The 9,317-nt window shown below is 73.9% G+C and carries 8 protein-coding genes; all 8 read right to left on the reverse strand.

The annotated features are described in order from the left end of the window. Positions 1-33: 33 nt before the first annotated feature. Positions 34-1,971, reverse strand: a complete 1,938-nt coding sequence (locus tag ACJOT3_RS28375) for an ABC transporter ATP-binding protein (protein WP_406976190.1) — start codon at positions 1,969-1,971, stop codon at positions 34-36. A gap of 586 nt (positions 1,972-2,557) precedes the next feature. Continuing rightward, complete coding sequence (locus ACJOT3_RS28380) at positions 2,558-3,346, reverse strand: ATP-binding cassette domain-containing protein (protein ID WP_406976191.1); 789 nt, start codon at positions 3,344-3,346, stop codon at positions 2,558-2,560. Next, complete coding sequence (locus ACJOT3_RS28385; RefSeq protein ID WP_406976192.1) at positions 3,343-4,416, reverse strand: ABC transporter permease; 1,074 nt, start codon at positions 4,414-4,416, stop codon at positions 3,343-3,345. The genes ACJOT3_RS28380 and ACJOT3_RS28385 overlap by 4 nt, the downstream gene beginning before the upstream one ends. A gap of 2 nt (positions 4,417-4,418) precedes the next feature. Continuing rightward, positions 4,419-5,399, reverse strand: coding sequence for a substrate-binding domain-containing protein (locus ACJOT3_RS28390; protein ID WP_406976193.1), 981 nt, complete (start codon positions 5,397-5,399; stop codon positions 4,419-4,421). Positions 5,400-5,452: 53 nt separating this feature from the next. Continuing rightward, complete coding sequence (locus tag ACJOT3_RS28395) at positions 5,453-6,388, reverse strand: TIM barrel protein (protein WP_406976194.1); 936 nt, start codon at positions 6,386-6,388, stop codon at positions 5,453-5,455. A gap of 18 nt (positions 6,389-6,406) precedes the next feature. Next, positions 6,407-8,296 carry a 3D-(3,5/4)-trihydroxycyclohexane-1,2-dione acylhydrolase (decyclizing) gene (iolD, locus tag ACJOT3_RS28400; RefSeq protein WP_406976195.1) on the reverse strand — a complete coding sequence of 630 codons (1,890 nt, stop codon included), beginning with the start codon at positions 8,294-8,296 and terminating at the stop codon, positions 6,407-6,409. Then, the gene (iolB, locus tag ACJOT3_RS28405) at positions 8,293-9,198 is read right to left on the reverse strand and encodes a 5-deoxy-glucuronate isomerase (RefSeq protein WP_406976196.1); all 906 of its coding nucleotides are present in this window, start codon (positions 9,196-9,198) and stop codon (positions 8,293-8,295) included. Before iolB ends, iolD begins: the two co-directional genes overlap by 4 nt. Further along, the coding region (locus ACJOT3_RS28410) for a Cgl0159 family (beta/alpha)8-fold protein (protein WP_421536141.1) at positions 9,195-9,317 on the reverse strand (123 nt) is incomplete at its 5' end. The genes ACJOT3_RS28410 and iolB, both read right to left, overlap by 4 nt.

Consider the following 9,317-nt stretch of genomic DNA (forward strand, 5'->3'; position numbering starts at 1 on the left):
GCCTCGATGCGGGTCGGCCCGACGCGATGCGGGTCAGCCCGCCTCGGGACCGACCAGCCCCTGGGACAGGCCCCGGTAGGCGTCGGCCTGGATCCGGAACAGCTCCGCGTACAGGCCCCCGCGCGCCATCAGCGCCGCGTGGTCGCCCTGCTCCACCACGCGCCCCTCGCTGAGCACGACGATCGTGTCCGCCCGCCGCACCGACGCCAGGCGGTGCGTGATGAGCAGGACCGACGCGTCCTCGGCCGCCGCCTGGAGCGTGTCGAACAGCCGCTTCTCGGCCCGCGCGTCCAGGGCCGCGGTGGGCTCGTCGGCGATCACCAGGTCGGCCCGCGGGTACAGGCCCCGGGCCGCCGCGATCCGCTGCCGCTGCCCGCCGGACAGGTCGGCGCCGCCCACGAACCGCTTGTCCAGAATGGTGTCGAGCCCCTGGTCGAGGGAGGCCACGACCTCGTCGGCGCCGCTGAGGACCAGGGACCGCTCCAGGCGGTCCCGGTCCACGGGGTCGCCGGGACCGCCCATGGTGATGTTGCGCAGCGCGGTGAACGGCATCTGGGTGTAGTCCTGGCTCACGAACCCGATCCGGGCGCGGACCTGATCGGCGTGGATGTCGGCGCCGTCCACCCCGTTCCAGGTGATGCGCCCCCGCGCCGGGGTGTACAGGGCGGCGATGAGCTTGGCCAGCGTCGACTTCCCGGACCCGTTCTCACCCACCAGCGCCACCACCTCCCCCTTGCGCACGGTGAGGCTGACCCCGCGCAGCGCCTCGCGCTCCTGGCCGGGGTAGGCGAAGTGGACGTCCTCGACGGTGAGGACCTCCAGTCCCCCGGGCAGGTCGCGGCGGCCGGGCCGGGGCAGCAGCTCGCGGGTCCGCTCGCACACCTTGTACACGTCGTCCACGTACAGCCCGGACTCGTAGGTGCGGGTGAGGGCGTAGGTGAGCCGGTCCAGGGCACCGGTGCCCTGCCCGATCGCGACGTAGGCGGCCCCGGCGATGGCGAGGGGCATGTGGCCGTTCAGCAGCAGGGCGACCAGGGCGGCGTAGACACCCAGCAGGGCCGCCGCCCCGACGGCGCCGCCGGTGGCGCGCACCAGGGTCTGGCGGCGGGCCACCTCCAGCAGTACGGCGCGCACGTGGTCGGCGATGCGGGTGTACTCGCGCAGGAGACCCGGGGCCATGTTGTACGCGCGCACCTCGGTGGCCGAGCCCCGGCCGGCCAGCAGGTCGCCGACGATGTAACGGCGGCGGGCGGTGGTGGTCAGCTCCCGCAGCCGGGTGTAGCGGATGCGGGCGGCGCGCATCGCCGCCCACCCGGTGGGCAGCACCGCCACCACCAGCAGGGGCGTCAGCAGGGGGTGCAGGACGGCGAGCACCCCGGCGATGGCGAGCAGGCCGATGAGCCCGCTCAGGACGTCGATGGCGTTCGCGATCAGGGACGAGGACTCGTAGACGCCCCGGTCGCGACCCCGCGCGAGGGAGTCGTTGTAGTCGGAGTCGTCGTAGGCCTCCAGCCGAACGCGGGAGGTGAGGGAGAACAGTTCCAGCTCCATCTCCCGTTCCACCTGCGGGCCGAGCCGCTCCTGGGCCCACCCGGCGCCCAGGTTCAGCATGCCGCGCAGGCCCAGGGTCGCGGCCAGCAGGGCCAGGGAGGGCAGGGCGGCGAGCAGCCGCTCCGCCGTGGGCGCGTCGGAGAGCAGGTCCTCCAGCACCCGGGCGACGACGACCAGGGCGATCGCGCCGACGATCCCGGCCGCCGTGTGCAGGGCCAGGGTGAGGACCGTGTCGCGGCGGTCGGCGCGCCAGGCCACCCGCAGGACGTGGGCGATCATGCGGGGCAGGCGGGTGACGATGGTCCAGGCGGACAGCCGTTGGAGCTGGTCGACCCAGGGGTAGTAGCGGGTGGGTTTGATCTCGGGCCCGGCGGCGGGACCGGACGCCGGTGCGGCGGCGCGTTTGCGGGAACGACGCATGGAACTCCTCGGATCGGAATCGAAGGGGTGTTCACTGCGGTCGTGATCCTGCCGCCTGGTGGTGACGCTCCGCCATGGTTTTGCACGCAGGGTGATGGTTGTGGTGGGGCCGGATCGGGCGCGAGGCGTTCGGCCGCCCCTGCACCGCAGGGCGAACGCCCGTACGACTCCACCGGAATTCGCCGGGAAGGGTGCGGGCCGGATCACCCCGGGAAACGGTCGGCCCGTGCTCCCTCTCCCGCGGCGCCGTCGCCGACGGCGCCGCGGCCCGAAAAGTCCAGGGCACGAGGGCACCGAAAAGCACAGGCTCGACGACGCGCCTCCGCGCACCCGAAAGACCGACGCGATTTGGCACCGGTCGACGGGTGGTGCCCCACGCACATGAATGGGCGCCACCACGGGCACGGCGCTCCCGTTCGTGCGGGCCCGACGACGCGCCTCCGCGCGCCCGAAAGGACTCCATGGCCGGGCGCCGGCCGCCGGGTGGTGCCGCGCATGTGAAGGGGTGCCGCGACCCGGCACACGCCGGGGCGCGGCGCCCCTTCTGCCCGTGGTCCGGGGCTCCCGGGCCGGACCGCGGGTGCCCTCAGGCGGACCCGCCGCGTTGGAGTTCGTGGCGCAGGCCCTCCAGTTCGGCGCCGCCGGACATCTGGTGGACCAGGTCCTCGGGCTGCACGTCGGCGCGGGCGGCGTCCAGCTCGACCGCGCCCCGGTTGAGCACCACGAAGTGGTCCCCGACCAGGTGCGCGTGGTGCGGGTTGTGGGTGATGAACACGACCCCCAGCCCCTCCTCGCGGGCGGCGGCGATGTACTTGAGCACCACGCCCGACTGCTTGACGCCCAGGGCGGCGGTGGGCTCGTCCAGGATCAGCACCCGCGCGCCGAAGTACACGGCCCGGGCGATGGCCACCACCTGGCGCTGGCCGCCGGACAGCTTCCCGACGGGCGCGTCGATGTCGGGCAGGACGATGCCCATCCGGCGCAGCTCGGCGTCGGCGATCCGGCGCATCCCGGCGGTGTCCGTCATCGAGAACGGGCCCCACCGGAGCCGCTTCTCCTTGCCGAGGAAGAAGTTGCGCCACACCGGCATCAGCGGCGCCATCGCCAGGTCCTGGTGGACGGTGGCGATGCCCAGGTCGCGGGCCTGGCGCGGGGAGGACAGGACGGTCTCCTCCCCGTCCACCCGGTAGACGCCGGTGGTGGGCGGGTGCAGTCCGGCGATGATCTTGATCAGCGTGGACTTGCCCGCACCGTTGTCGCCCAGGATGCAGGTCACCTCCCCGGCCCGCACCACCAGGTCGACCCCGGTGAGCGCCCGGACGGTGCCGAAGGTCTTGCCGACCCCGGTCAGTTCCAGCAGCGGCGCGCCGGTCATGTCATCCCCCTGTCGGCCTGGGCGCGGAACCACCCGTTGAGGACGACGGCGGCCAGCAGCATCGCGCCGACGAAGAACATCACCCAGTAGTTGTCCCAGCCCGCGTACACGATGCCCTGGCGGGTCATCCCGTAGATGAACGCGCCGACCGCGGCGCCGACCACGGTCCCGTAGCCGCCGGTGAGCAGGCAGCCGCCGACGACCGCGGCCATGATGTACAGCAGCTCGTTGCCGATGCCCTCACCGGACTGCACGGTGTTGAACGCGAAGAGCAGGTGCATGCCGGAGAACCAGGCGAAGAACCCCACCGTCATGAACAGCCCGATCTTCACCCCCGCCACCGGCACGCCCATCGCCCGGGCCGCCTCGGCGTCCCCGCCGACCGCCTGGATCCAGTTGCCGACCCGGGTGCGCAGCAGCACCCAGGTGGCCAGCGCGGTGAACAGCACCCACCACAGGACGGTGACGCGCAGGTTCAGCCCGCCGATCGAGAACGACGACGCGAACACCGCGCGGGCCGAGTCGAACCCGTCCATGTCGGAGATGTTGCGGGTGGACACCCCGTTGACGACGATCCGGGTGATCGCGACGTTGAGCCCCTGGAGCATGAGGAACATCGCGAGCGTCACCAGGAAGCTGGGCAGCCGGGTGCGCACCAGGATCCACCCGTTGAGGAACCCGATGCCCAGCGACACCGCCAGCGCGATCGCCACCCCGGCCCACACGTTGAGCCCGAACCACCAGGCGGTCATGGACGCGGTGAGCGCCGAGGAGATCACCGCGACCCCGGCCGACAGGTCGAACTCGCCGCCGATCATCAGCAGCGACACCCCGACCGCCATGATGCCGATGGTCGACGCCGCGTACAGGATGGTCCCCGCCGCCGAGGCGGTGCGGAAGGGTTCGGCCACGGCGAAGAACACCGCGAACACCACCACGGCGCCCAGCAGCGATCCCAGCTCGGGCCGGGTGGCCAGGCGGCGCAGCGGCGGCCGGCGGTTGGGTCCCGCCGCCCCCTCGTCCCCGCGCACGGCGGGGTCCGGCGCCCGGAGCGCCTCCGTGCCCGCCATGGCTACCGGGTTCCCCTCTCCGCGTACTCGGCGACCTGGTCGATGTTGGTCTCGTCGATGAACGCCGGGCCGGTGAGGACGGCCTCGCCGCCGCCGAGGGTGTTGCCGTTGGTGTTGTACAGCCACAGGGAGTCGACGGCCAGGTAGCCCTGGAGGTAGGGCTGCTGGTCGACGGCCCAGGCGATGTCGCCGGTGCGGACCAGCTCGACGAGTTCGGCGTTGGTGTCGAAGGTGGCCACGGCCGCCTCGGACCCGGCGTCGGCGACGGCGTCCACGGCGGTGACGGCGATGGGCGCGCCCAGGGCCGCCACGTGGTCGACGTCGGCGGACTCCTCCAGGCGGGAGGAGATGGTGGAGCGCACCTCGGGCATGTTGGCGCTGTCGACGTACAGGACCTGGGACTCGCCGTCGAAGGTCTCGGCCAGGCCCTCGCAGCGGGCCTCCAGGGAGACGTTGCCCTGCTCGTGGATGACGCAGACGACGTTCTGGGCCCCGGCCTCGTTGAGGCGCTCGCCGTAGGCCTCCCCGGCCAGGCGCTCGTCGGTGCCGAAGTACTGCTGGACGCCCATGTCCTGCCACTGGTCCATGCCCGCGTTAAGGGCGACCACGGGGATGCCGGCCTCGGTGGCGGCCGCTACGGCGCCCTCCATGGCGTCGGGCGAGGGCAGGGTGACGGCGATGCCGTCGACGCCGCGGTCGACGGCGTTCTGCACGAGGTTGGCCTGCTCGGAGGCCTCGGGGTCGGCGGCGTACTCCAGGTTCACGTTGCTCTTGTCGGCGGCGGCCTCGGCGCCGGTGCGGACGATGTCCCAGAAGGTGTCGCCCTGGACCTGGTGGGTGATCATGGCGATGGTCAGCTCGGGGGTGTCGGTCCCGCCTCCGGCGGGCTCCTGGCGTCCCCCCTCTGAGCTGCACGCGGTGGCGGCCAGCAGGGTTCCGGCGGCGGCCAGGGCCAGTGCGGTGCGAAGTTTCGGGCGTTGCATGGGTCGTGTTCTTTCTCGGTCAGGGGATGTGTCGGTGCCGTGGTCGGGCCGGGTCAGGGCCTCCTCTGGCGGCGGGCGCCCAGGCCGCAGGAGTTGAGGTAGCGGCGGGTGCGCTCGGCGATGGGCGCGGGCACGTCGGGCTCGCACGGGTACAGGTCCTGTTCGACGATGACGAACAGGCGGGCGTCGACCTCGCGGAGCGCCTCGATGACGGAGGCGGGCGCGGGCTCCCCGGCGGGCGGTTCCACGCACACCCCCAGTTCGACGGCCTCGCCGAAGGACAGGCCCTCGGCGTGGACGCGGCGCAGGACCGCGGGGTCCATCTGCTTGATGTGGACGTAGCCGACGCGTTCGGCGTAGCGGTGGACCAGGTCCACGGCGTCGCCGCCACCGTAGGCCACGTGCCCGGTGTCCAGGCACAGCGACACCAGGCCGGGGTCGGTGGCGTCGAGGAAGCGCTCGATCTCGGGCTGGGTGAGCACGTGGGTGTCGGCGTGGGGGTGCAGGCACAGCCGTACACCGTACTCCCCCAGGAGCATGCGGCCCAGCTCGTCGGCGGTCGCGGTGAGCTCGGCCCACTGGTGGGCGTCCAGGTGGGGCGGTTCGGTGTAGGCGCCGGTCTTCTCGTCGCGGAACATGGGCGGGATGAGCACGAGGTGGTGGGCGCCCACGGCGGCGGTGAGCTCGGCGACGGCGCGCACCACGGCCACGGTGTCCTCGCGTTTGCGCGGGTCGTGGAGGTTGCCGAACGCGGTGCCGCCGCTGACCCTCAGCCCCCGGCGGCCCACCTCGTCGGCGAGCCGGGCGGGGTCGGTGGGCAGGTAGCCGTAGGGGCCCAGTTCGAGCCACTCGTAGCCGGTGGCGGCGAGTTCGTCGAGGAAGCGGTCCCAGGGGACCTGGCGCTCGTCGTCGGGGAACCACACTCCCCAGGAGTCGGGGGCCGATCCCAGGATCAGCCGGTCCTCGGCGGGGCCGGTGGTTGCGGTCATCCGGTGGGTCCTTTGCGTCTACAGGTGGTGGCGGCGGGCGGTGCGGTCGCGTTCGTAGGCCCGGCGGGCCCCGCGCGTGGTGTCGAGCGCGGAGGTCTCGGCGACGGGCACGTCCCACCAGGCCTCGGAGTCGGGTCCGGGGGCGCGGGGGTCGGTGCGCACCTCGATGACGGTGACGCCCTCGGAGTCGCGGGCCTTGCGCAGGGCGGCGCGCAGGTCGTCCAGGGTGCGGGCGCGCACCGTGTGGGCGCCCAGGGAGGCGGCGTTGGCGGCGAGGTCGATGGGCAGCGGCGGCCCGTCGTCGCGCCCGGTGGCGGGGTCGCGGTGGCGGTGGGCGGTGCCCAGGCGCTGGGAGCCGACCGACTCCGACAGCCCGCCGATGGAGGCGAAGCCGCGGTTGTCCACGACGACGACGGTGACCTTGAGGTTCTCGGCGACCATGGTGGCGATCTCCTGGGCCATCATCAGGTAGGAGCCGTCGCCGACCAGGACGACGACCTCCCGGTCGGGGGCGGCCAGGCGCACCCCCAGCCCGGCGGCGATCTCGTAGCCCATGCAGGAGTAGGCGTACTCGACGTGGTAGGCCTTGGGGTCGCGGGCGCGCCAGAGCGCCTGGAGGTGGCCGGGCATGCTCCCGGCGGCGTTGACCACGACGTCGCGGTCGTCGAGGGCGTCGTTGAGCACGCCCAGTACGGCGGTCTGGGCGAGCAGCCCGTTGGCGGCGGGCGCGCGGTGCAGGTGGTCGACCTCGGCGGCCCACTCCCGGGCCAGGTCCCCGGCGCGGCGTTCGTGCCCGGCGGGGACGCGGTACCCGTCCAGGGCGGTGCGCAGGGCGGCCAGGGCCTCACGGGCGTCGGCGACCACGGTGAGGGCGCCGAGCTTGGCGGCGTCCATACGGGCGATGTTGACGTTGACCAGGCGCACGCCGGGGTCGCGGAAGACGCTGCGGCTGGCGGTGGTGAAGTCGCTGTAGCGGGTGCCCACGCCGATGACGACGTCGGCCTCGGCGGCCAGGGTGTTGGCGGCGGCGGTGCCGGTGGCGCCCAGCCCGCCGACCGAGCCGGGGTGGTCCCAGGGCAGGGCGCCCTTGCCGGCGTGGGTGTCGGCGACGGGGATGCCGGTGGCCTCGGCCAGCGCCCGCAGTTCGGCGGTCGCCCCGGAGTACACGACCCCGCCCCCGGCGACCAGCAGCGGCCGCCGCGCGGCGCGGATCGCCGCGGCGGCCCGCTCCAGGGCGGCGGTGTCGGGGCGGGGCCGGTCCACGTGCCACACCCGGTCGCGGAAGAACGCGGCGGGCCAGTCGTGGGCCTCGGCCTGCACGTCCTGGGGCAGGCACAGGGTGACGGCGCCGGTCTCGGCGGGGTCGGTGAGCACCCGCACCGCGGCCAGGGCGGCCGGGACCAGCTGCTCGGGCCGGGTGATCCGGTCCCAGTACTTGGAGACCGGGCGCAGGGCGTCGTTGACGGTGACGTCCCCGGCCCGGGTGTCCTCCAGTTGCTGGAGCGCCGGGTCGACGGCGCGGGTGGCGAACATGTCCGAGGGCAGCAGCAGGACCGGGAGCCGGTTGGTGGTGGCCAGGGCGGCGCCGGTGACCATGTTGGTGGAGCCGGGGCCGGTGGAGGCGGTGCACGCGAAGACCGACAGCCGGTCGCTCGCCTTGGCGTAGGCGGTGGCGGCGTGCACCATGGCCTGCTCGTTGCGGGCCGGGTGGTAGGGCAGGTCGGCCTCGCCGGTGGCGGCGGCCTGGAGCAGGGCCTGGCCCAGTCCGGCGACGTTGCCGTGGCCGAAGATGCCCCACACCCCGGCGACGAGGCGGCGGCGCTCCCCGTCGCGTTCGGTGTACTGGGCGGCCAGGAACCGGACCAGCGCCTGGGCGGTGGTCAGGCGGACGGTGGGATCGCCGTTCATCGGCCCTCGCCCTCCCCCGTGCCCCGGGCGGTGCACAGCGGCAGCCGCGGGTCCGTGGGCAGGTCGGCCCAGGTGTCGCGGACCCAGCCGTGGGCGGGGTCGTCGGTGATGTGCCAGGCGCGCTCGTCGCCGGGCCCGGCCATGACGTTGAGGTAGTAGAGGTCGTAGCCGGGGGCGGCCATGGAGGGCCCGTGCCAGCCGTGCGGGATGAGGACGACGTCCTCCGAGCGCACCTCGGCGAGCAGGTCGGCGGGCCGGTCGTGGTCCCCGTAGACCCGCTGGTAGCCCATGCCGGGGCCCTGGGGCCCGTGGGCGACCTCGAAGTAGTAGATCTCCTCCAGCTCGCACTCGGTGGCGGTGGCCTCGTCGTGCTTGTGCGGCGGGTAGGAGGACCAGTTGGCGGCCGGGGTGAGGACCTCGCAGCAGATGAGCCGGTCGGCCTCGAAGCTCTCGGGGGTGCACAGGTTGTTGACCTGGCGGGAGGCCTGCCCGGCGCCGCGCAGCTCCACCGGGACCTTCTCGGCGGGCCCGTAGCGGGCGGGCAGGCGCCGTTCACAGCGGGCCGAGGGCAGGGCGAAGCGGCCGCCCCCGGCGGAGGCGACGGTCGCGGCGGTGTCGCGGGGCAGGTAGGCGAAGTCGCTCACCCGGGAGAACACGTCCTCGCGGCCGGTCAGCTCGAACACGTCCCCCTCCGCCGTGGTGACGGTGCAGCCGCCGTTCAGAGGCAGGACCAGGGTCTCGGCCGCGCCGGTGGCGATCCGGGCGCTCGCGCCCGGGGCCAGCTGCAGCACCCGCAGCCCGGAGTAGGCCCACCCGGCGGTGCCGGGGGTGACGACCGTGCGGAAGGGCGGCGCCGCGGTGCTGAGCGCCGGGAGGTGGTGGCGGTGGTCGGTGGATGTCACAGGAGCCCCACTGCGGTGTCGACGGCGGCCTCGACGTCGTCGTCGGCCGGGTACAGGAGTGAACGGCCCGCCGTCAGCCCGATGACGGTGGGCAGGGTCAGGGCCTTGGCCCAGCGCTC

Origin of the sequence: Nocardiopsis protaetiae, assembly GCF_045446735.1 — a bacterium.
GTDB classification, from domain to species: domain Bacteria; phylum Actinomycetota; class Actinomycetes; order Streptosporangiales; family Streptosporangiaceae; genus Nocardiopsis; species Nocardiopsis protaetiae.

Excerpts from the sequence above, each read along its gene's own strand:
- ACJOT3_RS28375 (WP_406976190.1), bottom strand. The coding sequence starts at position 1,971 with ATGCGTCGTTCCCGCAAACGCGCCGCCGCACCGGCGTCCGGTCCCGCC.
- ACJOT3_RS28380 (WP_406976191.1), bottom strand. The coding sequence starts at position 3,346 with ATGACCGGCGCGCCGCTGCTGGAACTGACCGGGGTCGGCAAGACCTTC.
- ACJOT3_RS28385 (WP_406976192.1), bottom strand. The coding sequence starts at position 4,416 with ATGGCGGGCACGGAGGCGCTCCGGGCGCCGGACCCCGCCGTGCGCGGG.
- ACJOT3_RS28390 (WP_406976193.1), bottom strand. The coding sequence starts at position 5,399 with ATGCAACGCCCGAAACTTCGCACCGCACTGGCCCTGGCCGCCGCCGGA.
- ACJOT3_RS28395 (WP_406976194.1), bottom strand. The coding sequence starts at position 6,388 with ATGACCGCAACCACCGGCCCCGCCGAGGACCGGCTGATCCTGGGATCG.
- iolD (WP_406976195.1), bottom strand. The coding sequence starts at position 8,296 with ATGAACGGCGATCCCACCGTCCGCCTGACCACCGCCCAGGCGCTGGTC.